Genomic DNA, 20,952 nt, shown 5'->3' with positions numbered 1-20,952 from the left:
CCCGGCCCGGGAGAGACGCAGAACACAAAGCAAGATCCCCACCGGGGGTTGCGTTTTGATGGCCTATGGTGTAATTGGCAGCACGACGGTTTCTGGTTCCGTTAGTCTTGGTTCGAGTCCAGGTAGGCCAGCTCGCAGAGCTCATCTGCACCGCGGATACCAGATCCGCAAAGCCCCCGTTGTGTAGCGGCCTAGCACGCTGCCCTCTCACGGCAGTAGCGCCGGTTCGAATCCGGTCGGGGGTACAGATCCTTCCCGCGGGGACGGCTTGGGTAGCTCCCACCGACCCTGATGCAGGATCGCTAGGGCCCCCGTTGTGTAGCGGCCTAGCACGCCGCCCTCTCAAGGCGGTAGCGCCGGTTCGAATCCGGTCGGGGGTACGCAGGTGGTCTAGACCACCAGTGGGCTATGGTGTAATTGGCAACACGAAGGTTTCTGGTTCCTTTGTTCTAGGTTCGAGTCCTGGTAGCCCAGCGCAGTAACAGCAGTACCGCAAGCCCCCGTTGTGTAGCGGCCTAGCACGCCGCCCTCTCAAGGCGGTAGCGCCGGTTCGAATCCGGTCGGGGGTACGCATCGAGAAGGCCCTCCCCAGTCGGGGAGGGCCTTTTCGTGTGTTCACTTCCCGGCGAACCTCCGGCGCGACTCCTCGGCCTGGGCGAGCCGGCGCAGACTCAGGAGTACCGGCTCGTACAGCACGGTCAGGGCCACCGCCGCCTCGACCTGCTCATCCGGCGATCCGCCGTAGCGCTCCACCAAGTCCAGGTCGGTGACGGCGAGTTGGTCCATCGCGCGAGCGTGCGGCTCCAAGTCCTCGATGCCGCAGGGGTATCCGAGGCGCTCCAGCGTCACGATCGCGGTGACGAGCATCCCGTACGCGGGCGAAGTCGCCCCGGACGCGCGGCTGTAGAGCCAGCCCATCCGCTCGAAGAGCGTGTCCACGCGGCGTCGGGCCGTCTCTGTGGCCGGGTCTTCCTCGTCCTGCGCGGGACCGTGCGGCAGCGCCCACACGGCCGTGCCCAGGCGCGCGTTGTGGTCGAGCGAATCGTCCTGCAGCGCGGACAGCACCTCTCGTGTCGTGCTCACCGGGATCTTCGCCACCTGGATCAGCGCGCGCACAAGCCGCAGCCGGCGCAGATGCTCCTCGCTGTACTCGGCCTGGGTGGCGGTGATCCGGCGGCCCGGCTGGAGCAGGCCCTCGCGCAGGTAGTACTTGATCGTGGCGGTCGAGACGCCGCTGCGCTCACTCAGCTCCGCGAGCTTCATATCCCCTTGCGTCCTTCCTTGGAGAGTGCCACTATCTATACATGGATAGTGGCGCTATCCAACACTCGTCGAGGAGGGGTACCTCATGGGCACCGAAGTGATCGAGGGGCGCAGGACCGCCGCCGCCGAGGGCGAGGTCGTCGTCTTCCTCATCGGGATGCGGATCAACAAGCTGCGCAGGATGCGGAGTTGGCTGCCCGTGTTCCGTGCGATGCCGCGCATGCTGCGCGAGCTCGCGCAGGACAAGGAGTCGGGGCTGCTCGGCTACCGCCTGATGCTGGGCGGGCCGCGGCTGTTCACGGTCGTGCAGTACTGGGAGACGAAGGAGAAGCTCCTCGCGTACGCCATGGACGCGGACAAGGAGCACCGGCCGGCCTGGACCGCGTACAACCGCAGCGCGCGCAACGCCGGGGGAGTGGTGGGGATTTGGCACGAGACCTATGTGGTGCCCGCGGGCCGATACGAGAACATCTACGTCAACATGCCCGAGTTCGGGCTCGGGGCGGCCCACGGCACTCAGCCGGTCGCCCGTCGCGGGGACCGCGCGGCCGACCGGCTGAAGGTGGCTTAGAGCAATTCGGTGGTACGGGTGACAGGGGCGCCCCATGGACGGTGGGGCGTCGACTCGGAGGGTCCGCCGCGGCGTTGAGGCGGGCCTCCTTTGTGGGTACGGGGCCGGCTCAGCCCGTGCGGCGCAGGGCCTCGGAGAGGCGGGCGGCCGCGTCGATGACGGCCTGGGCGTGCATCCGGCCCGGGTGACGGGTCAGGCGCTCGATCGGTCCGGAGACCGAGACGGCCGCGACCACGCGATTGGAAGGGCCGCGCACCGGCGCCGAGACCGAGGCCACGCCCGGCTCCCGCTCGCCGATCGACTGGGCCCAGCCGCGGCGCCGTACGCCGGACAGGGCCGTGGCCGTGAAGCGCGCGCCCTGGAGGCCGCGGTGCAGGCGCTCCGGCTCCTCCCAGGCCATGAGGATCTGCGCGGAGGAACCGGCCTTCATGGTGAGCGTGGAGCCCACCGGGACCGTGTCCCGCAGGCCGGAGAGACGCTCCGCCGCGGCCACGCAGATGCGCATGTCGCCCTGGCGGCGGTACAGCTGGGCGCTCTCGCCCGTCACGTCGCGCAGGTGGGTCAGGACCGGGCCCGCGGTCGCGAGCAGACGGTCCTCACCGGCTGCCGCTGCGAGCTCGGCGAGGCGAGGGCCGAGAATGAAACGGCCCTGCATGTCACGCGCCACCATGCGGTGGTGCTCAAGGGCCACGGCAAGGCGGTGTGCCGTGGGTCGTGCCAGTCCGGTCGCTGCGACCAGCCCTGCGAGGGTGGCCGGACCGGACTCCAGAGCGCTCAAGACCAGAGCCGCCTTGTCGAGAACGCCGACGCCGCTAGAGTTGTCCATGCGTCGATATTCGCGTCTCACTCTGTGAAACGCAAGTTCAATTTTCTGCGGAACTTGTCACCCTGTACGGACGACGGCCCGCAGACCACCGGGCCAGGCGGCCGACGTCCGGCACGTGGGGAGCGGACGAGGCGGTCACACATCTCTAGTTGAGCCGGGCGTCACACCACCGGCCGGAGGGAAAGCGATGGGTAGGACACTCGCGGAGAAGGTCTGGGACGACCACGTCGTCCGGCGCGCCGAGGGCGAGCCCGACCTCCTCTACATCGATCTGCACCTGCTGCACGAGGTGACCAGCCCGCAGGCCTTCGACGGTCTGCGCAAGAGCGGCCGCCAGGTGCGCAGGCTCGATCTCACCATCGCGACCGAGGACCACAACACCCCCACCCTCGACATCGACAAGCCGATCGCCGACCCGGTCTCGCGTGCCCAGCTCGAGACGCTGCGCAAGAACTGCGCGGACTTCGGCGTACGCCTGCACTCCCTGGGCGACGTCGAGCAGGGCGTCGTCCACGTGGTGGGCCCGCAGCTGGGCCTGACCCAGCCGGGCACCACGGTCGTCTGCGGCGACTCGCACACCTCCACGCACGGTGCCTTCGGCGCCCTGGCGTTCGGCATCGGCACCTCGCAGGTGGAGCACGTCCTGGCCACCCAGACGCTGCCGCTGGCCCGCCCGAAGACCATGGCCATCACGGTCGAGGGCGACGAACTGCCCGAAGGTGTCTCGGCGAAGGACCTGATCCTGGCGATCATCGCCCGTATCGGTACGGGCGGCGGCCAGGGCTACATCCTCGAATACCGCGGCCCCGCCATCGAGAAGCTCTCGATGGAGGCCCGGATGACCATCTGCAACATGTCGATCGAGGCCGGTGCCCGCGCGGGCATGATCGCCCCCGACGAGACCACCTTCGAGTACATCAAGGGCCGCGACCACGCCCCGCAGGGCGAGGACTGGGACGCCGCCGTCGCGTACTGGAAGACCCTGAAGACCGACGCCGACGCCGAATTCGACGCCGAGGTGGTCATCAAGGCCGACGAGCTCTCCCCGTTCGTCACCTGGGGCACCAACCCCGGCCAGGGCGCTCCCCTGTCGGCCAATGTCCCCGACCCGGCTTCGTACGAAGACGCTTCGGAGCGCCTGGCCGCCGAGAAGGCGCTGGAGTACATGGGCCTCGAGGCCGGACAGCCGCTGCGCGACATCAAGGTCGACACCGTTTTCGTCGGCTCCTGCACCAACGGCCGTATCGAGGACCTGCGGGCCGCCGCGGACATCGTCCAGGGCCGCAAAATCGCCGACGGCGTGCGGATGCTGGTCGTCCCCGGCTCGGCGCGCGTGGGTCTGCAGGCCGTGTCCGAGGGCCTGGACAAGGTGTTCAAGGACGCCGGCGCCGAATGGCGGCACGCGGGCTGCTCGATGTGTCTGGGCATGAACCCCGACCAACTCGCCCCGGGCGAGCGCTCCGCGTCCACCTCGAACCGCAACTTCGAGGGGCGGCAGGGCAAGGGCGGCCGCACCCACCTGGTCTCGCCCACCGTCGCCGCCGCGACGGCCGTGCTCGGCCACCTGGCCTCGCCCGCCGACCTGTCCGAAGCCGACGCCCGTACGCCCGCTGGAGTCTGATCAGCCATGGAAGCATTCACCACGCACACCGGCCGGGCCGTCCCGCTGCGCCGCAGCAACGTCGACACCGACCAGATCATCCCCGCGCACTGGCTGAAGAAGGTCACGCGCGACGGGTTCGAGGACGGGCTCTTCGAGGCCTGGCGCAAGGACCCCGAGTTCATCCTCAACCGCCCCGAGCGCGAGGGCGCCTCCGTCCTGGTGGCCGGCCCCGACTTCGGTACGGGCTCCTCGCGCGAGCACGCCGTCTGGGCCCTGCAGAACTACGGCTTCAAGACGGTCATCTCCGCCCGCTTCGCCGACATCTTCCGCGGCAACTCGCTGAAGAACGGCCTCCTGACCGTCGTACTCGACCAGAAGGTCGTGGACGCGCTGTGGGAGCTGACGGAGAACGACCCGACCGCCGAGATCACGGTCGACCTGCAGGAACGCCAGGTGCGCGCCGAGGGCGTCACCGCCGACTTCGAGCTGGACGAGAACTCCCGCTGGCGGCTCCTGAACGGCCTCGACGACATCAGCATCACGCTGCAGAACGAGGGTGACATCGCCTCGTACGAGACGAAGCGCCCCGCCTACAAGCCGCGCACCGTCCAGGTGTGATGCGCCATTCGGGCACCTGAGCCCGACGACTTTTCCGAACCGCGGTCTGCGTGCAGGCCGCGGTTCGGTGTTTTGGGCCACGAGTGCCCCAAGTCCTTCCGGGCCGGGGCGAGTTGGGCTCGTACGGCCGACGTGCCGCGGACCGTCCGCGTGGAGCGACTTCAGGCATCCGGCGGCCCCGAAATCCCCTTCTGCGCGGCGCGCTGAGACCTCGTGAGGCGACAACTCAGGCCAGATGGCACAATCGGTGCATGGATCGCGAACGCCAACTCGAGCTCTACGGCGAGGTCGCGGACCAGCTGAAAGAGGCGCACCGCAGGGTGCGCGCACTGCAAGTACCGGAGAGCGTACGGATGGCGCTGACCCGGAAGCTGCTGGTCATTACGGCCGCGGCCAAACACGATCTCGCCGATGCGGCAAGACGCCTTGGGCAGTTCATGGATGAGCTGGACGCAAGGGCCTTATCCGATCGCGGACCCACGGACGGAAGTCCCTGAACCCCTCAGTTCGCTGCGGTTGATGCCCCAGTTCGCTGCTGCGGGTGGGTGATTCGCCCGTTTCGTGTTTGATTTGCGGTATATATCTGCCTAACGTGCGAAAAAGCCAGAACAGATTCGTTCCGGCAATGTCTCCGAAGGGGAAGACGTGAACAAGGCGCAGCTCGTAGAAGCGATTGCCGACAAGGTCGGCGGCCGTCAGCAGGCCTCCGACGCGGTCGACGCCGTACTCGACGCCATCGTCCGTGCCGTGGTCAGTGGCGACCGCGTCTCGGTCACGGGCTTCGGCTCGTTCGAGAAGGTCGACCGCCCGGCCCGCTACGCGCGCAACCCGCAGACCGGTGAGCGCGTCCGGGTCAAGAAGACCTCGGTGCCGCGCTTCCGCGCCGGTCAGGGCTTCAAGGACCTCGTGAGCGGCTCCAAGAAGCTCCCCAAGAACGACGTGGCGGTCAAGAAGGCCCCCAAGGGCAGCCTGACCGGCGGCGCTTCCGCGACGGTCAAGAAGGCTGCGGCCAAGAAGGCCACCGCCAAGAAGGCGGCGGCGAAGAAGGCCACCGCGAAGAAGACCACCGCCAAGAAGACGACGGCGAAGAAGACCACCGCCGCCGCGAAGAAGACCACGGCGAAGAAGACGACCGCCAAGAAGGCCACGGCGAAGAAGACCACGGCCAAGAAGGCGGCCCCGGCCAAGAAGGCGACGGCGAAGAAGACCGCCCCCGCCAAGAAGGCCACCGCGAAGAAGGCGCCCGCCAAGAAGTCCACGGCGCGCAAGACCACCGCCAAGAAGGCCACCGCCAGGAAGAAGTGACGGGCGGCGGAACACGCCTCGCAGGGCTCACTCACACGCCGGGCCGGTCCCCTCACCGGGGGACCGGCCCGCGGTGCGTTCACGGGGCCGATACGCTGCGGGCATGCAGGCCACCGCGTACACGTACGATCCCGAGACCCGCAACGGCAGTGTGCTCCTGGACGACGGCACCCCCGTCACGTTCGCGGCCGAGGCCTTCGACGCCGGCGGTCTGCGGCTGCTGCGCCCCGGTCAGCGCGTACGGATCGAGGTCGAAGGGGACGGCGACGGGCGGCGGATCACGCTGGTGACCCTGCAGACCTTCTGAACATCTCCGCGCTGCGCGGTCCAAGCCCCAGACGGTGGGCCGTGCGCAGGTCCTCCCAGGTGTCCACGTCCTGACGGACGCTGTCGACGCCCGCGAGCGCCAGCTCGACCGCCCCCGACGCCGTGTGCCGGGCGCGCGAGGCGCCGCCGAACGCCGGGGCCAATTCCGTTCCGGGAGCCGCGGCGAGCAGCGTCGTACCGATTCCTGCGGCATCCGCGAGGAATGCGCGGGGGAATTGTGCGGCATGGTCGAGCACGGCGGTCAATTCCGCCGGGCGCAGGGCCGGCAGATCCGCGTTGAGGGCCGCTATCGCGGCGCGCGGGCGGTCGGCCCGTATGGCCTGCTCCCCGTGCGCGAGCGCACCGTTCAGGCCCGTGCCGGGCTCGTCGCGGACGATCCGTGCGCCCAGTGCCGCCAGTTCGCGCGCCGCCAGCTCGTCGTCCGTGACGACCACCACATCCCGTACCGCCGGACAGGCCGCGACCGCGGCCACCGTGTCCTGCGCGAACGCCAGGGCGAGCGTGGGGCGCAGCGGGGCCGTGCCCTGGACGGGGAGTGGCTCCACGAGCCTGCTCTTCGCCAGCGCGAGGGGCTTCAGGGGGATGACCAGGCTCCACGCGAGCGGAACCGGGCGGCCGTTGTCGGTGCGCATCGCGCCCATTCTGGCCCGGCACTCCCCGCGTCCGTACTCAAGGGTGGGCGTACGGTGTTCTCGACAGACCGGGGACCTGGGGCGACACTTGTGCGGCCGCCCACCCGGCCCGTTTCCCCCAGCACATCAGGTCCGTAGAGGAAGGTGTCCGAGTGCCCCGCCGCAGAATCGGCTTCTGGTACCGCCTTGCGGCGGTCATCGCCAAACCGCCGCTGATCGTTTTCCTCAAGCGGGACTGGCGCGGGATGGAACACATTCCGGCCGAGGGCGGATTTATCACCGCGGTGAACCACAATTCGCATGTCGACCCATTCGCATACGCGCACTATCAGTACAACACCGGACGTGTGCCGCGTTTCCTGGCCAAGCACGGCCTATTCAAGAGCGGCTTTGTCGGCATGATGATGCGGGGCACAGGACAGATCCCCGTCTATCGCGAGTCCACCGATGCGCTGAGCGCCTTTCGCGCCGCCATCGAGGCGGTCGAGCGCGGTGAATGCGTCGCCTTCTATCCGGAAGGCACGATCACCCGCGATCCGGACCAGTGGCCGATGACCGCGAAGACCGGTGCCGCACGCGTCGCACTGCAGACCAAGTGCCCGGTGATTCCCGTGGCCCAGTGGGGCGCCAACGGGCTGCTGCCCCCGTACGCGAAGAAGCCGGATCTCTTCCCGCGCAAGACGAGCCAGGTGCTCGCGGGACCGCCGGTGGACCTTTCGGCCTTCTACGACCGGGAGATGACCCCCGAGGTGCTGCAGGAGGCGACCGAGGTCATCATGCGCCGCGTCACCCTGCTCCTGGAGGAGCTGCGCGGCGAGAAGGCACCCGACAAGCCCTACGACCCGCGTCAGGCACGGATCGAGCAGCGTCGCAAGCTGGCCGAAGGAGAGACCGAGAAGTGAGCACAGCGGTGAAGGCGGCCGTCTTCGGTACGGGTTCGTGGGGCACGGCCTTCGCGATGGTCCTCGCGGACGCGGGCTGCGAGGTGACGCTCTGGGGGCGCAGGCCCGAGCTCGCCGAGGCCATCAACTCCACGCGCAGGAACCCCGACTACCTCCCCGACGTCGAACTCCCCGCGCGGATCAGGGCGACGACGGACGCCGCCGAGGCCGCGGCCGGCGCGGACTTCACCGTGCTCGCCGTCCCCTCGCAGACACTGCGCGCCAACCTCACGGAGTGGGCGCCGCTGCTCGCGCCCGACACCGTCCTCGTCTCCCTGATGAAGGGGGTCGAGCTCGGCTCGGCGATGCGGATGAGCGAGGTCATCGCCGATGTCACCAAGGTGCCCGCCGAGCGCATCGCCGTGGTCACAGGGCCCAACCTGGCCCGCGAGATCGCCGCACGCCAGCCCGCCGCCTCCGTGGTGGCCTGCCCCGACGAAGCGGTGGCCCAGCGGCTGCAGCAGGCCTGCCACACCCCGTACTTCCGTCCGTACACGAACACGGACGTCGTCGGCTGCGAACTCGGCGGCGCCGTCAAGAACGTCATCGGGCTCGCGGTCGGCATCGCCGACGGCATGGGTCTCGGCGACAACACCAAGGGCTCGCTGATCACGCGCGGCCTCGCCGAGACCACCCGGCTCGGCCTCGCGATGGGCGCCGACCCGCTCACGTTCTCCGGACTCGCGGGCCTCGGCGACCTGGTGGCCACGTGCTCCTCGCCGCTGTCGCGCAACCACACCTTCGGTACGAACCTCGGCAAGGGCATGACGCTCGAGGAGACCATCGCGGTCACCAAGCAGACCGCCGAGGGCGTCAAGTCCTGTGAGTCCGTGGCCGATCTGGCCCGGCGGCACGGCGTCGAGATGCCGATCACGGACACGGTCGTGGACATCGTGCACAACGGGAAGCCGCCGCTCGTCGCGCTCAAGGAGCTGATGTCGCGCAGCGCGAAGTCCGAGCGGCACTGATCCGTCACCGAGCGTGATGGCCGGCAGGGCGCGCGTTGGGGCTCCCTGGGGCGCGGTCACGCAAGGTAGTCTCAACGCGATATGAGCAGCGAGACCTCCCCCCAGAGCCCCGTTCCTGCCGCTTCCGGTGCCACCGGTGCCACCGGCGGGAACGTCCGCAAGCCGCGCGTGGCCGTCGTGTTCGGCGGGCGCAGCTCCGAGCACGGCATCTCGGTCGTCACGGCCGGTGCGGTGCTCAGCGCGATCGACCGCAGCAAGTACGACGTCCTGCCCATCGGCATCACCGCCGACGGCCGCTGGATGCTGACCGCCGACGAGCCCGAGCGGATGGCCATCACCGACCGCACGGTGCCGAGCGTCGAGCAGGTCGCCGAGAACACCGAAGGCGGCGTGATCCTGCCGGTCGACCCCGCCAACCGCGAGGTCGTCTACACCGAGCCCGGTGCCGTGCCCAAGGCGCTCGGCGAGGTCGACGTGGTCTTCCCGATGCTGCACGGCCCGTACGGCGAGGACGGCACCCTCCAGGGTCTGCTCGAACTGTCCGGAACGCCCTATGTGGGCTCGGGAGTTCTGGCCTCCGCGGTCGGCCAGGACAAGGAGTACATGAAGCGCGTCTTCACCTCCTTCGGTCTGCCCGTCGGCCCGTACCTGGTGATCCGCCCCCGCGAGTGGGACAACGACCGGGCCGATGCCCGCCAGAAGATCGCCGAGTTCGCCGGTGAGCACGGCTGGCCGCTGTTCGTGAAGCCGGCCCGCGCCGGCTCCTCCTTCGGCATCACCAAGGTCGACTCCTTCGACGGCCTGGACGAGGCCATCGAGGAGGCGCGGCGCCACGACCCGAAGTTCCTCGTGGAGGCGCTCCTTCGCGGCCGCGAGATCGAGTGCGGCGTCCTGGAGTTCGAGGACGGCCCCCGCGCCAGCCTGCCCGCCGAGATCCCGCCGGTCACCGACCACGCGTTCTACGACTTCGAGGCGAAGTACATCGACTCGGCCTCCGGGATCGTGCCCGCCCCGCTGACCCCCGAGCAGACCGCCGAGGTCCAGCGCCTCGCGGTCGCCGCCTTCGAGGCGGCGAGCTGTGAAGGTCTGGTGCGCGCGGACTTCTTCCTCACGGAGGACGGCGAGTTCGTGATCAACGAGATCAACACGATGCCGGGCTTCACGCCGATCTCGATGTACCCGCGCATGTGGCAGGAGTCCGGCGTCTCGTACCCGGAGCTGGTGGACCGCCTGGTCCAGGCGGCCCTCAACCGGCCGACCGGCCTGCGCTGACCGCACAACACGGAAGCCGCACCTCGCAGACGCGGGGTGCGGCTTTTTTGCGTGCGGTACGGGGCCGTACGGAACTCAGGTCGCGATGCCGTCAGGAACCGTCTTCTTGAGCAGTCGCCCGAAATCCACGAGCACCCCCGCACCCTGCTCCGCGTGCTCCTTGCTGAGGGTGACCTCGACGTAGGCCTCGCGCAGCGCGCTCGTAAAACGGTACGAACCGTCCCCGGGCTCCTCCACCAGCCAGCCCTGGCCGTCGACCGTGGTGCTCGGCGGGTTCGGATCCAGCATCTTGGCGGGCTGGGGAACTCCGCAGCGCAGTATGATCGCCGAGCCTCCCCACCCGGCGGTGAACTCCGAGCTCGGCTCGGGATCACTCCGGTCGAGGCCGTCGAGCCGGTCGGGCAGCGCCTTGTCCAGCTTTCGGCAGTGACCGGAGGTCCGGGCGTCCGGGGAGGGAACCACAGCCGTCACCGTGTCGTCCGTCCATGAGCAGCCCGCGGCCAGAAGCACGAGGCCGAGGGCGGGGAGCGGGACGAGCCGGCGGCGGAAGAAGTTCACCGGCCAAGCGTAGACGGGGGCTACAAGTGCACGACCGGGCAGGTCAGGGTGCGGGTGATGCCGTCCACTTGCTGGACCTTGGCAACCACCATGCGACCGAGGTCGTCGACGGTGTCCGCCTGCGCGCGGACGATGACATCGTAGGGACCGGTGACGTCCTCGGCCTGGATCACTCCCGGGATCTTGCCGATCAGATCGGCGACGGTCGACGCCTTGCCGACCTCGGTCTGGATCAGGATGTACGCCTGTACCACGGAACCTCCAGGGCGGCCACGAGGATCATCGCGGGGATCGCGGGGATCATGCGGGGAGAAGGGACGCCACGGTATCGCGTTGCCGCATCCCGCGGGGAGACCCGTGGTGACTCGGGACCGGATGCGGCGGCCTCCGCACCCGCGTGCGCCGAGGCGTACGCATCTGCGCGTGCCTCGGCGTGCGCACCACAGAAGTTGACGTACTCGTTGACGGTACCCGCGGCCGCAGGGCCCCGCTACCGCAAGGGCGCCGGCACAGAAAGGGCGTTTCGATGAAGGGCACCGTGGGGGAGCTCGGAGAGTTCGGGCTCATTCGAGAGCTCACCTCCCGGCTCACGACCACACCGGCGGTCAGGATCGGCCCCGGCGACGACGCGGCGGTCGTGTCCGCGCCCGACCGCAGGGTCGTGGCGAGCACCGACATCCTGATCGAGGGGCGGCACTTCCGCCGCGACTGGTCCACCGCGTACGACGTCGGCCGCAAGGCCGCCGCGCAGAACCTCGCGGACATCGCCGCCATGGGCGCCGTACCGACCGCGCTGCTGCTCGGCCTGGTGATCCCGGCCGACCTCCCGGTCACGTGGGCCACCGAGCTGATGGACGGCCTGCGCGACGAGTGCCAGGTCGCGGGCGCCGCCGTCGTGGGCGGCGATGTCGTACGCGGCGACACGATCACCGTGTCGATCACGGCACTTGGCGATCTGCGCAACCACGAACCGGTCACGCGCGCGGGCGCGCAGCCCGGCGACGTGGTCGCGTACACGGGCTGGCTGGGCTGGTCGGCGGCGGGGCACGCGGTGCTCTCGCGCGGCTTCCGCTCGCCGCGCGCGTTCGTCGAGGCGCACCGCCGTCCCGAACCGCCGTACCACGCGGGTCCCGCGGCGGCCGGGCTCGGGGCGACCGCGATGACGGACGTGAGCGACGGACTGATCGCCGACCTCGGCCACATCGCGGACTCCAGCAAGGTCCGGATCGACATCAAGTCCGCTGCGATCGACGTGCCTTCGCAGATGAACGACATCGGCCAGGCCGTCGGCATCGACCCGCTGCAGTGGGTGCTCAACGGCGGCGAGGACCACGCGATCGTGGCGACCTTCCCCGGGGACGTGAAGCTGCCGGCGCGCTGGAAGGTGATCGGCGAGGTCCTCAACCCGTCGGCGCTGCCCCAGGTGACGGTCGACGGCGCACCCTGGACCGGCAAGGGCTGGGACCACTTCGGCGAGGACATCGAGCCGTGAGCGGCGCCGGGCCGATACCCCCGCGGGTGCTCACCGTCGCGGGCTCGGACTCCGGCGGCGGCGCCGGGATCCAGGCCGACCTCAAGACGATGCTCGCGCTCGGCACGCACGGCATGAGCGTGCTCACGGCGGTCACCGCGCAGAACTCCCTTGGCGTCCAAGGCGTTTGGGAGCTGCCCGTCGAGGCGGTGCGGGCGCAGTACCGCAGCGTCGTCGACGACATCGGCGTACAGGCCGTGAAGACCGGCATGCTCGCCTCGCCCGAACTGGTCGAGGCGGTCGCGGAGTTGCTGGCGGGCACGGACGCGCCCGCGGTCGTGGACCCCGTCGGGGTCTCCAAGCACGGCGACTCACTGCTCGCGGCCTCCGCCCTCGACGCCGTACGCACCAAGCTCCTGCCGGCCGCCACGGTGGCCACGCCCAATCTGGACGAGGTGGCGCAGCTCACGGGCATCCAGGTGGCGGCGGAAGGCGATCTGCGCCGGGCCGCTGCCGCGATCCTGGGGTTCGGCCCGCGCTGGGCCCTGATCAAGGGCGGGCATCTGCCCGGCGAGGCGGTCGACCTCCTCACGGACGGCACCGAGGAGCTGTGGCTCCGTGCCCCGCGCCACGACAACCGCCACACCCACGGCACGGGCTGCACCCTGGCCAGCGCCATCGCCGCGGGCCTCGCCCAGGGCCGCACGGTCCCGGAGGCGGTCACGGCGGCGAAGGAGTACGTGACGGGGGCGATCGCGGCGGGCTTCCCCCTCGGAGGCGGAATCGGCCCGGTCCGCCATGGCTGGCAGTTCAGCTAGCGGGCACACTCGCCCACCCGGAACGCAAGAAGCCGGTCCGTCCCCGAGGGGACGGACCGGCTTCTTGAAGCAACCAGCTAGGTGGCCGCGCTGCGATTAGCGCGTGACCTTGCCGGCCTTGATGCACGAGGTGCAAGCGTTCACGCGCTTCGGCGTCCCGCCCACCACGGTACGAACGCGCTGGATGTTCGGGTTCCAGCGGCGCGGCGTACGGCGGTGAGAGTGCGAGATGTTGTTGCCGAAGCCCGGGCCCTTGCCACAGACGTCGCAGTTGGCAGCCACGGGTCACTCCAAAGACTTCAGATGCACTTACGGTTGAAACCCGGCATGCCGAGTCGAGTTCCGTGAGGATCTGAGTGGCGCTGCCAGGGAATGGCCCGATCCGAATCGGGCAACCGAAGCAGCATACATCGGCTGCGTCGGTACAAGAAAACTACCATGTCCGCCCAGGCCTCAGGCCCGGGCCTCGGTTACCCGGCGTACGGGGCAGCACTAGTCTGCGACTGATCCCGCCCGCTGACAGGAGGCACCGTGCCGCAGACTCCCGACGCCCTGGTGGTGCGCGGCTGGTGCGGACTCGCGCTGGACGCCCTCGGGCGGGCCCGCGAGGAGATCGACGCCATCAACGTCTATCCCGTGGCCGACGCGGACACGGGCACGAACCTGTATCTGACGGTGGAGTCGGCGGCCCACGCGGTCGAGGCCATCTTCGCCGCGCACGAGGCGGCCGGCTCGGACGACAGCCCTTCCCTCGCCGAGGCGGTACGGGCCATGGCGCACGGCGCGCTGATCGGGGCGCGCGGCAATTCCGGGACGATCCTGGCGCAGCTGCTGCGGGGGATGGCGCAGGTGCTGGCGGGGGAGGGTGACCTTTCTCACGAGGCCGATGCGGCGTCCGCAGGGGCGTTCGTACGGGCCCGTCGCCTGAAGGAGGCGCTGCGGCAGGCCGCCGCCTCCGGGTACCAGGCCGTGGCCCACCCCGTGGAGGGCACGGTGCTCTCGGTGGCGACCGCGGCGGCCCGGGCGGCCGAGGACGCCGAGGACGACTGCGGGGCCGTGGCGCGGGCCGCGTACGACGGGGCCTGTGCGGCGCTGGAGCGGACGCCCTCGCAGCTGGCCGTGCTCGGACGGGCCGGAGTGGTGGATGCCGGCGGGCGAGGGCTCGTGGCGGTGCTCGGGGCGCTGGTCGAGGCGGTGTCGGGGCAGGTGGTCGCTGCGTACACGGCCTCCGCGCAGCCTGGGCTGCCGGCCGAGGAGCCGGCCGACTCCTGCGGGCAGGAGAGCTCGGGCGGTCCGGCCTTCGAGGTGATCTACCTCCTGGAGACCGCCGACGACGCACAGGTCGAGCGCCTGAAGACACGGCTCGACGCGCTCGGCGACTCCCTCGTCGTGGTCGGCGGAGACGGACTGTGGAACGTCCATGTGCACGTGGACGACGCCGGCGCCGCGGTCGAGGCAGGAGTCGAGGCGGGACGGCCGTACCGGATCCGCATCACGCACTTCGGTGACGGGGACGCGCACAGCGCGGGTTTCGTGGCGCCGCCGCGCGAGAAGGCACAGCGGGCGATCGTCGCCGTCGTGCCGGGGGAGGGGCTCGCGGGGCTGTACGCGGAGGCCGGCGCGACCACTGTCCTGGCCCGGCCGGGTGAGCCGCCCGCGAGCGGGGAACTGGTCGACGCGGTCCGGCGGGCACACGCGCGCGAGGTGGTGCTGCTGCCCAACGACGCCGACCTGCGGCACACGGCCGCGGCGGCCGCGGAGCAGGCGCGTACGGAAGGGGTACGGGTCGCGCTGATCCCCACCCGCTCGGCGGTCCAGGGCATCGCGGCCCTCGCCGTGCATGAGCCGGAGCGCCGCTTCGACGAGGACGTGGTCGCGATGACGGCCGCGGCGGGCGCGACCCGCTACGGCGAACTGGCCGTCGCGGAACGGCAGTCGTGGACCATGGCCGGGATCTGCCAGGCCGGCGACATGCTCGGCCTCATCGACGGGGACGTGGCCGTGATCGGCGCGGAACTCCCCGAGACCGCACGGGCCGTCCTCGACCGGATGCTCTCGGCGGGCGGCGAGATGGTGACCCTCGTCCTCGGCGACGAGGTCCCGGAAGGCGTGGCCGCGACGCTGGAGGAGCACGTTCGCGAGGCGTACCTGGCGGTGGACACGGTGGTGTACCGGGGCGGCCGGAAGTCGGCTCTGCTGCTGATCGGGGTGGAGTAGGACGTCCGCCGCGCTGTCGTGTGCATCCGAGCTTCGCTCGGATCTGCTCAAACGCCGCAGGGGCTGAGAGTCACCCCTTCTCCAGAAACTCCTCCCGCTCCTTGGAGACGAGCGCGTCCAACGCCACCCGCAACTCCGGATAGTGCGCCAGCTCCGGGTCCTTGCGGACGATCTCCGTCGCCTCCTCGCGCGCCTCCGCGATGACCTCCTCGTCGTCGATGACCGCGAGGACCCGCAGCGAGGAGCGGACGCCCGACTGGGCCTGGCCGAGGACATCGCCCTCGCGCCGCTGCTCCAGGTCGATCCGGGAGAGCTCGAAGCCGTCGAGCGTGGAGGCGACCGCGGAAAGCCGCCCGCGGGCCGGGCTCGCCTCGGGCATCTCCGAGACCAGCAGACACAGACCCGGCGCCGACCCGCGCCCCACGCGCCCGCGCAGCTGATGCAGCTGCGAGACGCCGAAGCGGTCGGCGTCCATGATCACCATGGCCGTCGCGTTCGGCACGTTCACCCCGACCTCGATGACCGTCGTGGCGACCAGGACATCGACCGTGCCCGCGGCGAAGCGCCGCATCACGTCGTCCTTGTCGTCCGGAGCCATCCGGCCGTGCAGGATCTCCACCCGCAGCCCGGCCAGCGGGCCCGCGGTGAGCTGTTCGGCGACCTCGACCACGGCGAGCGGCGGCCGCTTCTCCGCCTCGTCCTCCGCCGACTTCTTCTTCGCGCCCTTGCCCGCCGCCTTCTCGTCCAGGTCGTCGCCGATCCGCGGGCACACCACGTACCCCTGGTGCCCGTTCTCCACCTCCTCGCGGACCCGCTCCCAGGCGCGCGCCAGGAAGTGCGGCTTGTCGGCGGCCGGAACGACATGGGTGGAGATCGGGGAGCGCCCCGCGGGCAGCTGGTCGAGGACCGAGGTCTCCAGATCGCCGAAGACCGTCATCGCGACCGTCCGCGGAATCGGCGTCGCCGTCATGACCAGCAGGTGCGGCGGCTGCTTGCCCTTGGACCGCAGCGCGTCCCGCTGCTCCACACCGAACCGGTGCTGCTCGTCGACCACGACGAGACCCAGGTCGTGGAACTGCACCTTGTCCTCGATCAGCGCATGCGTGCCGATCACGATCCCGGCCTCGCCGGTCACCAGGTCGAGCAGCGCCTGCCGCCGGGCGGCCGCCCCCATCGACCCGGTGAGCACCACCACCTTGGTGGCATGGTCGGACCCGCCCAGCATGCCGCCCTCGGCCAGCTCGCCCATCATCTCGGTGACCGACCGGTGATGCTGCTGCGCCAGCACCTCGGTGGGCGCCAGCATCGCCGCCTGCCCACCCGCGTCGACCACGGCGAGCATCGCGCGCAGGGCGACCATCGTCTTGCCCGAACCCACCTCGCCCTGCAGCAGCCGATGCATCGGATGCTCCGTCCCCAGGTCGTCGAAGATCTCCTTCGAGACCTTCTCCTGGCCCTCGGTCAGGGTGAACGGCAGCTTTGCGTCGAAGGCGTCGAGCAGGCCGTCCGGCACCGGGCGGCGGGCCACGGCCGGGAGCTGGGTCTCCGTGTGGCGGCGGCGGGCGAGGGCGACCTGGAGGACGAAGGCCTCGTCCCACTTCAGGCGGGCCCTGGCGTCCTCGATGTCCGTCTTGGCGTGCGGCCGGTGGATCTTCAGCAGCGCCTCAGGCAGCGTCACCAGACCGCGGCCCGAGCGCAGACTCCGCGGCAGCGGGTCGACGGCCTCCTGGGCGCTGGGCAGGACCGCGTCCACCGCCTTCGCGATCTTCCAGGACTCCAGCTTCGCCGTCGCCGGATAGATCGGGATCAGCGCACCGGCCCAACTGCCGACGGCGTCCTCGGAATCGTCCCCCCGCAGCAGCTCGTACGCCGGATGCGCCAGCTGCAGCTTGCGGTTGAACGCCGAGACCTTGCCCGCGAACATCGCGCGCGTGCCGGGCAGCAGATCCTTGTGCGGCTTGTGGATGCCGCGCCCGAAGAAGACGAGCTGCAGCTGGCCGCTGCCGTCGGTGATCACGACTTCGAGCCGCTGCCCGCGCCCGTTGTTGAACTTCAGGATCCGCGCGCTCGCCACCTGCGCGACCACGGTCACATGCTCGTCCAGCGGCAGGTCGGCGAGCGCGGTCAGCTCGCCCCGCTCCGCATAGCGCCGCGGATAGTGGTGCAGCAGATCGCCGACCGTGTGCAGGTCGAGATGCTCGGCCATGACCTTCGCGGTGGCGGGGCCGAGCAGCTTCTTCAGAGGTTCTTCGAGCACGGGCACGCAGCCCATTGCACACCACGGGACTGACAGGCGGGGCGACCTGTGGACAACGCGGCCCGGCGGCTGTGGACAGCACACCCCGCCGGCCCGTGGACAACCCGCCCCGGGCGACCGCCCGCACCGCCCCATATCGTGGGACCCACCGCATTCCCGGCCAGAAGGACCCCACATGACCCGCGTGATCGCCGGTACCGCCCGTGGGCGCCGGCTGTCCGTGCCGCCGGGCAACGGCACCCGCCCCACGTCCGACCGCGCCCGAGAGGGCCTGTTCTCGACCTGGCAGTCGCTCCTCGGCGGCCCGCTGGACGGCGAGCACGTCCTCGACCTGTACGCAGGCTCCGGCGCCGTGGGCCTGGAGGCGCTGTCGCGCGGAGCGGGCCACGCGCTGCTCGTCGAGGCGGACGCGAAGGCCGTCCGGACGATCCGCGAGAACGTGAAGTCGCTGGCCCTGCCCGGCGCGGAGGTCCGGGCGGGCAAGGCCGAACAGGTCGTCGCGGGACCGGCGCCGAAGGACCCGTACGACATCGTCTTCCTCGATCCTCCGTACGCCGTCACCGATGACGATCTTCGCGAGATCCTGCTCACACTCGGCGCTCAGGGCTGGCTCGCCGACGATGTGCTCGTCACCGTGGAACGCAGCACAAGGGGCGGCGCATTCGCCTGGCCGGACGGCTTCGAGCCGCTCAGGTCCCGGCGTTACGGCGAAGGCACGTTTTGGTACGGTCGCGCCGCCTCGACCAGCGAGGCCGTACCGACCACCGACGAGCCGTCATGACCATCCGGCCCGCACCGGAGAGCGAGGGACACAAGTTGCGCCGCGCCGTCTGTCCGGGGTCGTTCGACCCCATCACCAACGGACATCTCGACATCATCGCCCGGGCCTCCAAGCTGTACGACGTCGTGCACGTGGCCGTGATGATCAACAAGTCCAAGTCGGGCCTGTTCGCCGTCGACGAGCGGATCGAACTGATCCGCCAGGTCACCGCCGAGTTCGGCAACGTCGAGGTCGAGGCCTTCCACGGCCTGCTCGTCGACTTCTGCAAGCAGCGCGACATCCCGGCCATCGTGAAGGGCCTGCGCGCGGTCAGCGACTTCGACTACGAGCTGCAGATGGCCCAGATGAACAACGGCCTGTCGGGCGTGGAGACCCTCTTCGTCCCCACCAACCCCACCTACAGCTTCCTGTCCTCCTCGCTCGTCAAGGAGGTCGCGGCCTGGGGCGGCGACGTGGCCCACCTCGTTCCGCCGGTCGTCCTCGAAGCGCTCACCGAGCGCCTCGGCCACGACCGCTGACCCCCACGGTCGGCTGACGGTTCGTCAGTCGGTGTCGCGGGCGCACCCCGTGGCCGTACAGTCGTGCCGTCCGTCTCCCAACCAGAAAGCGGCGAGCCACGGTGGACGTGCAGAAGAAGCTCGACGAGATCGTCCAGGCGGTCGAGGGCGCACGGTCGATGCCCATGTCGGCCTCGTGCGTGGTCAACCGCGCCGACCTCCTCTCGATGCTGGAGGAGGTGCGCGGCGCGCTGCCCGGCTCGCTCGCCCAGGCCCAGCAGGTCATCGGCGGCAGCGAGCAGCTGGTCGAGCAGGCCCGCCAGGAGGCCGACCGGATCGTCGAATCCGCCCGCGCCGAGCGCGGCTCGCTGATCTCGGACACCGAGATCGCCCGCCAGTCGCGCGACGAGGCCGAACGCATCCTCGACGCGGCCCGCAAGGAGGCCGAGGAGGTCAAGGAGGAGGCCGACGTCTACGTCGACTCCAAGCTCGCCAACTTCGAGGTCGTCCTCACCAAGACCCTCGGCTCCGTAGGCCGCGGCCGCGAGAAACTCCTCGGCACCGGCGAGGGCCTGGACGCACAGGGATACGAGGACCCGGACTTCACCGAGGCGCCCGCGCGCAGCCTCGACCCCGAGACCCAGCGCCTGAACGCCGACTCGTACGTGGACGGCAAGCTCGGCGCCTTCGAGGCGGTCCTCGCCAAGACCCTGGAAGCGGTCGGCCGCGGCCGCCAGAAGCTTCAGGGCCGTATCGCCAGCGACGACCTGGGCCGCCTGGACGCGTTCCCGCAGCAGCAGACGAGCGACGCGGACTTCCTCGCGGACCTCGCCGACCCGGAGCCCCCGACCGAGTCCCCGCAGCAGCCCGAGGCGCCCCAGCAGACGGCCGGCTACCAGCAGGACGCGTACCAGCAGCCCGACCCGTATGCCTATCAGCAGCAGCCCACCCAGGACCCGTACGCCGGCTACCAGCAGCAGGGCTACGACCAGGGCACCGGCGGCTACGGAGGCCAGGCCGACCCCTACGCGTACCAGCAGCAGCCCGCACAGGACCCGTACGCCGCCTACCAGCAGCAGGGCTACGACCAGAGCGGCGCCTATGCGGCGGACGCGCAGCAGCAGGCGGCGGCGCTCGACGAGACCAGCCTGTTCGACACGAGCATGATCAGCGTGGACCAGCTGCGGCAGTACGAGCAGGGCCGCGGCCAGAGCTGACGGGCCCGAGGACGGTCCGCGAGGACCGGATTGGGCCGTGAGCGAAAGGTCCAGTATCCTGGCTCTTCGGTCGCGCAACGCCCGCGATCCCGGCTGCCCGCCTTCCGCGTCGGCAGCCGCCTTCTCGACTTCCATGAACCGAAAGCAGGAAAAGCCCTGAACGGCCGCCTTGACCACCGCAACCCCCTCGTGTTCGACACACACGAGCTGGGTCGGCGTCCTGGTGCGCTGCAGCGCCTTTCCCGCACCGTGGAGGCACCCGCCGGGGACGAGATCCTCGGTGTCCCGGGTGTCATCGGAGTGCCCGCGGGCGCTCCGGTGGAGCTGGCGCTCCGCCTCGAATCGGTGATGGAAGGGGTGCTTGTCACAGGCACCGCCCGTGCACGGGCCGAGGGGGAGTGCGTAAGGTGTCTGGAGCCGGTCGAGCAGCAGCTCGATGCGGACTTCCAGGAGATGTTCTCGTACCCCGACGCCGACGACCGGGGCCGCAAGCGCGCGGAACCGGGCGACGACGCCGAGGAGGACGAGGAGATCATCCCCCTCGAGGACGGACTCTTCGACCTCGAACCCGTGCTGCGGGATGCGGTGGTGCTCGCACTGCCGATGCAGCCGGTGTGCCGGGAGGACTGTGCAGGTCTCTGTTCCGAATGCGGAATGAACCTGAACGACAACCCGGACCACCACCATGACGTCGCCGACATCCGTTGGGCGGCATTGCAGGGACTCGCCGGTTCGCTCCAGAGCGGTGAGAAGGACGAGATGAGCGGCGCCGAAGCTGAAGCGGGCGTCGACGAGAAGCAGGAGAAGTAG

23 protein-coding genes and 5 tRNA genes are annotated in these 20,952 nt (G+C 70.3%); 21 read left to right on the top strand and 7 right to left on the bottom strand.

Features of this window, described 5'->3' with window-relative positions; genetic code table 11:
* Nucleotides 1–59 precede the first annotated feature (59 nt).
* From ACIBI4_RS30315 to ACIBI4_RS30295, 5 genes are all read left to right on the top strand, one after another.
* A tRNA-Gln gene (locus tag ACIBI4_RS30315) sits at nucleotides 60–131 on the top strand.
* A 41-nt stretch (nucleotides 132–172) separates the two neighbouring features.
* Nucleotides 173–245, top strand: a tRNA-Glu gene (locus ACIBI4_RS30310).
* A gap of 62 nt (nucleotides 246–307) precedes the next feature.
* Nucleotides 308–380, top strand: a tRNA-Glu gene (locus tag ACIBI4_RS30305).
* Nucleotides 381–402: 22 nt separating this feature from the next.
* Nucleotides 403–474, top strand: a tRNA-Gln gene (locus ACIBI4_RS30300).
* A 22-nt stretch (nucleotides 475–496) separates the two neighbouring features.
* Nucleotides 497–569, top strand: a tRNA-Glu gene (locus tag ACIBI4_RS30295).
* A gap of 46 nt (nucleotides 570–615) precedes the next feature.
* Here the strand turns inward: ACIBI4_RS30295 and ACIBI4_RS30290 are convergent.
* A complete protein-coding gene (locus ACIBI4_RS30290; RefSeq protein ID WP_399207331.1) occupies nucleotides 616–1,263 on the bottom strand; it encodes a MerR family transcriptional regulator in 648 nt (215 codons plus the stop codon).
* 85 nt (nucleotides 1,264–1,348) lie between these two features.
* Here ACIBI4_RS30290 and ACIBI4_RS30285 point away from each other — a divergent pair, with 85 nt between their 5' ends.
* Complete coding sequence (locus ACIBI4_RS30285) at nucleotides 1,349–1,834, top strand: DUF4188 domain-containing protein (RefSeq protein ID WP_399207330.1); 486 nt, start codon at nucleotides 1,349–1,351, stop codon at nucleotides 1,832–1,834.
* A gap of 109 nt (nucleotides 1,835–1,943) precedes the next feature.
* On the opposite strand, the gene ndgR is transcribed toward ACIBI4_RS30285, so the two are convergent.
* On the bottom strand, nucleotides 1,944–2,660 hold the full coding sequence (gene ndgR / locus ACIBI4_RS30280) for an IclR family transcriptional regulator NdgR (RefSeq protein ID WP_015036427.1): 717 nt from the start codon (nucleotides 2,658–2,660) through the stop codon (nucleotides 1,944–1,946).
* A 187-nt stretch (nucleotides 2,661–2,847) separates the two neighbouring features.
* On the opposite strand from ndgR, the gene leuC reads away from it, so the two are divergent.
* The 5 genes from leuC (at nucleotide 2,848) to ACIBI4_RS30255 (ending at nucleotide 6,493) form a co-directional block, all read left to right on the top strand.
* Nucleotides 2,848–4,281: a 3-isopropylmalate dehydratase large subunit gene (leuC, locus tag ACIBI4_RS30275; protein ID WP_399207329.1), complete on the top strand. Its 1,434-nt coding sequence runs from the start codon at nucleotides 2,848–2,850 to the stop codon at nucleotides 4,279–4,281.
* Nucleotides 4,282–4,287: 6 nt separating this feature from the next.
* Entirely contained in the window at nucleotides 4,288–4,881 is a 594-nt protein-coding gene (leuD, locus tag ACIBI4_RS30270; RefSeq protein WP_399207328.1) for a 3-isopropylmalate dehydratase small subunit, read from the top strand.
* Nucleotides 4,882–5,132: 251 nt separating this feature from the next.
* A complete protein-coding gene (locus ACIBI4_RS30265) occupies nucleotides 5,133–5,378 on the top strand; it encodes a hypothetical protein (RefSeq protein WP_399207327.1) in 246 nt (81 codons plus the stop codon).
* Between the two features lie 148 nt (nucleotides 5,379–5,526).
* Nucleotides 5,527–6,186, top strand: coding sequence for an HU family DNA-binding protein (locus tag ACIBI4_RS30260; protein WP_399207325.1), 660 nt, complete (start codon nucleotides 5,527–5,529; stop codon nucleotides 6,184–6,186).
* Between the two features lie 103 nt (nucleotides 6,187–6,289).
* Entirely contained in the window at nucleotides 6,290–6,493 is a 204-nt protein-coding gene (locus ACIBI4_RS30255) for a hypothetical protein (RefSeq protein WP_399207324.1), read from the top strand.
* On the opposite strand, the gene cofC is transcribed toward ACIBI4_RS30255, so the two are convergent.
* Nucleotides 6,465–7,145 (bottom strand): 2-phospho-L-lactate guanylyltransferase, encoded by a 681-nt coding sequence (cofC, locus tag ACIBI4_RS30250; protein ID WP_399207323.1) that lies wholly within the window; start codon nucleotides 7,143–7,145, stop codon nucleotides 6,465–6,467. The genes ACIBI4_RS30255 and cofC overlap by 29 nt on opposite strands.
* Nucleotides 7,146–7,297: 152 nt before the next feature.
* Between cofC and ACIBI4_RS30245 the strand changes: the two genes are divergently transcribed.
* The 3 genes from ACIBI4_RS30245 to ACIBI4_RS30235 all read left to right on the top strand — a co-directional run bounded on the left by ACIBI4_RS30245 (nucleotide 7,298) and on the right by ACIBI4_RS30235 (nucleotide 10,326).
* The gene (locus tag ACIBI4_RS30245) at nucleotides 7,298–8,047 is read left to right on the top strand and encodes a lysophospholipid acyltransferase family protein (protein WP_399207322.1); all 750 of its coding nucleotides are present in this window, start codon (nucleotides 7,298–7,300) and stop codon (nucleotides 8,045–8,047) included.
* A complete protein-coding gene (locus ACIBI4_RS30240; protein WP_399207321.1) occupies nucleotides 8,044–9,054 on the top strand; it encodes an NAD(P)H-dependent glycerol-3-phosphate dehydrogenase in 1,011 nt (336 codons plus the stop codon). Before ACIBI4_RS30245 ends, ACIBI4_RS30240 begins: the two co-directional genes overlap by 4 nt.
* A gap of 81 nt (nucleotides 9,055–9,135) precedes the next feature.
* On the top strand, nucleotides 9,136–10,326 hold the full coding sequence (locus tag ACIBI4_RS30235) for a D-alanine--D-alanine ligase family protein (protein ID WP_399207320.1): 1,191 nt from the start codon (nucleotides 9,136–9,138) through the stop codon (nucleotides 10,324–10,326).
* A 75-nt stretch (nucleotides 10,327–10,401) separates the two neighbouring features.
* Here ACIBI4_RS30235 and ACIBI4_RS30230 read toward each other — a convergent pair whose 3' ends face one another.
* Together ACIBI4_RS30230 and ACIBI4_RS30225 are read right to left on the bottom strand one after the other, a co-directional pair.
* On the bottom strand, nucleotides 10,402–10,884 hold the full coding sequence (locus ACIBI4_RS30230) for a DUF3515 domain-containing protein (RefSeq protein ID WP_399207319.1): 483 nt from the start codon (nucleotides 10,882–10,884) through the stop codon (nucleotides 10,402–10,404).
* A 20-nt stretch (nucleotides 10,885–10,904) separates the two neighbouring features.
* Nucleotides 10,905–11,138 (bottom strand): Lrp/AsnC family transcriptional regulator, encoded by a 234-nt coding sequence (locus ACIBI4_RS30225; RefSeq protein WP_052579718.1) that lies wholly within the window; start codon nucleotides 11,136–11,138, stop codon nucleotides 10,905–10,907.
* Nucleotides 11,139–11,410: 272 nt separating this feature from the next.
* Here ACIBI4_RS30225 and ACIBI4_RS30220 point away from each other — a divergent pair, with 272 nt between their 5' ends.
* Nucleotides 11,411–12,376, top strand: a complete 966-nt coding sequence (locus ACIBI4_RS30220) for a thiamine-phosphate kinase (RefSeq protein ID WP_399207318.1) — start codon at nucleotides 11,411–11,413, stop codon at nucleotides 12,374–12,376.
* A 14-nt stretch (nucleotides 12,377–12,390) separates the two neighbouring features.
* A complete protein-coding gene (thiD, locus tag ACIBI4_RS30215) occupies nucleotides 12,391–13,173 on the top strand; it encodes a bifunctional hydroxymethylpyrimidine kinase/phosphomethylpyrimidine kinase (protein ID WP_399207354.1) in 783 nt (260 codons plus the stop codon).
* A 96-nt stretch (nucleotides 13,174–13,269) separates the two neighbouring features.
* Here thiD and rpmB read toward each other — a convergent pair whose 3' ends face one another.
* Nucleotides 13,270–13,455, bottom strand: a complete 186-nt coding sequence (rpmB, locus tag ACIBI4_RS30210) for a 50S ribosomal protein L28 (RefSeq protein WP_037625034.1) — start codon at nucleotides 13,453–13,455, stop codon at nucleotides 13,270–13,272.
* Between the two features lie 249 nt (nucleotides 13,456–13,704).
* Between rpmB and ACIBI4_RS30205 the strand changes: the two genes are divergently transcribed.
* Nucleotides 13,705–15,390: a DAK2 domain-containing protein gene (locus ACIBI4_RS30205; RefSeq protein ID WP_399207317.1), complete on the top strand. Its 1,686-nt coding sequence runs from the start codon at nucleotides 13,705–13,707 to the stop codon at nucleotides 15,388–15,390.
* Nucleotides 15,391–15,460: 70 nt separating this feature from the next.
* On the opposite strand, the gene recG is transcribed toward ACIBI4_RS30205, so the two are convergent.
* On the bottom strand, nucleotides 15,461–17,662 hold the full coding sequence (recG, locus tag ACIBI4_RS30200; RefSeq protein WP_399207316.1) for an ATP-dependent DNA helicase RecG: 2,202 nt from the start codon (nucleotides 17,660–17,662) through the stop codon (nucleotides 15,461–15,463).
* Nucleotides 17,663–17,822: 160 nt separating this feature from the next.
* On the opposite strand from recG, the gene rsmD reads away from it, so the two are divergent.
* The 4 genes from rsmD (at nucleotide 17,823) to ACIBI4_RS30180 (ending at nucleotide 20,952) form a co-directional block, all read left to right on the top strand.
* Nucleotides 17,823–18,428, top strand: coding sequence for a 16S rRNA (guanine(966)-N(2))-methyltransferase RsmD (gene rsmD / locus ACIBI4_RS30195; RefSeq protein ID WP_399207315.1), 606 nt, complete (start codon nucleotides 17,823–17,825; stop codon nucleotides 18,426–18,428).
* 35 nt (nucleotides 18,429–18,463) lie between these two features.
* On the top strand, nucleotides 18,464–18,946 hold the full coding sequence (gene coaD / locus ACIBI4_RS30190; RefSeq protein ID WP_399207353.1) for a pantetheine-phosphate adenylyltransferase: 483 nt from the start codon (nucleotides 18,464–18,466) through the stop codon (nucleotides 18,944–18,946).
* Nucleotides 18,947–19,047: 101 nt separating this feature from the next.
* On the top strand, nucleotides 19,048–20,142 hold the full coding sequence (locus tag ACIBI4_RS30185) for a cell division initiation protein (protein WP_399207314.1): 1,095 nt from the start codon (nucleotides 19,048–19,050) through the stop codon (nucleotides 20,140–20,142).
* 156 nt (nucleotides 20,143–20,298) lie between these two features.
* Nucleotides 20,299–20,952, top strand: coding sequence for a YceD family protein (locus ACIBI4_RS30180; RefSeq protein ID WP_399207352.1), 654 nt, complete (start codon nucleotides 20,299–20,301; stop codon nucleotides 20,950–20,952).

Origin of the sequence: Streptomyces sp. NPDC050418 (assembly GCF_044458745.1) — a bacterium.
Lineage (GTDB): Bacteria > Actinomycetota > Actinomycetes > Streptomycetales > Streptomycetaceae > Streptomyces.
The sequence above is the reverse complement of the archived record's forward strand: the minus strand, read 5'-3'. Positions and strand labels throughout refer to the sequence as shown.

Bases quoted from the DNA above. Each gene is read 5' to 3' on its own strand.
- leuD (WP_399207328.1), top strand. From the start codon at position 4,288: ATGGAAGCATTCACCACGCACACCGGCCGGGCCGTCCCGCTGCGCCGC.
- ACIBI4_RS30285 (WP_399207330.1), top strand. From the start codon at position 1,349: ATGGGCACCGAAGTGATCGAGGGGCGCAGGACCGCCGCCGCCGAGGGC.
- recG (WP_399207316.1), bottom strand. From the start codon at position 17,662: ATGGGCTGCGTGCCCGTGCTCGAAGAACCTCTGAAGAAGCTGCTCGGC.
- ACIBI4_RS30265 (WP_399207327.1), top strand. From the start codon at position 5,133: ATGGATCGCGAACGCCAACTCGAGCTCTACGGCGAGGTCGCGGACCAG.
- ACIBI4_RS30255 (WP_399207324.1), top strand. From the start codon at position 6,290: ATGCAGGCCACCGCGTACACGTACGATCCCGAGACCCGCAACGGCAGT.
- ACIBI4_RS30235 (WP_399207320.1), top strand. From the start codon at position 9,136: ATGAGCAGCGAGACCTCCCCCCAGAGCCCCGTTCCTGCCGCTTCCGGT.
- ACIBI4_RS30290 (WP_399207331.1), bottom strand. From the start codon at position 1,263: ATGAAGCTCGCGGAGCTGAGTGAGCGCAGCGGCGTCTCGACCGCCACG.
- cofC (WP_399207323.1), bottom strand. From the start codon at position 7,145: ATGCGCACCGACAACGGCCGCCCGGTTCCGCTCGCGTGGAGCCTGGTC.
- ACIBI4_RS30220 (WP_399207318.1), top strand. From the start codon at position 11,411: ATGAAGGGCACCGTGGGGGAGCTCGGAGAGTTCGGGCTCATTCGAGAG.
- rsmD (WP_399207315.1), top strand. From the start codon at position 17,823: ATGACCCGCGTGATCGCCGGTACCGCCCGTGGGCGCCGGCTGTCCGTG.
- ndgR (WP_015036427.1), bottom strand. From the start codon at position 2,660: ATGGACAACTCTAGCGGCGTCGGCGTTCTCGACAAGGCGGCTCTGGTC.
- leuC (WP_399207329.1), top strand. From the start codon at position 2,848: ATGGGTAGGACACTCGCGGAGAAGGTCTGGGACGACCACGTCGTCCGG.